At 69.3% G+C, this 277-nt stretch carries 1 protein-coding gene; it reads left to right on the forward strand.

Annotated features, from left to right (window positions below):
- The coding region (locus tag SB773_RS31370; protein WP_410594200.1) for a class I SAM-dependent methyltransferase at window positions 1-277 on the forward strand (277 nt) is incomplete at both ends.

Here is a 277-nt window from a genome sequence, read left to right on the forward strand (position 1 = left end):
TGGAACATCCGCCGCCTCCACCTCGGCCGGGTCCTGGATGTGGGGAGCGGTCTCGGCCGCAACCTCGCGCACCTCGGCAACAACGGCGTGGGGGTGGACCACAACGCGGAGACTGTGGCGATCGCCCGGGCGCGCGGGCTGACGTCGTTCACGAGCGACGAGTTCCCGACGACCGAGTACGCGAAACCGGGCGCGTTCGACTCGATGCTGATGGCGCACGTGGTCGAGCACGTCGACGCGGACTTCGCCGTGGAGCTGGTGCGCATGTACCTCCCGT

The organism is Bacillus sp. SIMBA_074, from assembly GCF_046534555.1.
Taxonomy (GTDB): Bacteria; Bacillota; Bacilli; order Bacillales; family Bacillaceae_G; genus Bacillus_A; species Bacillus_A mycoides.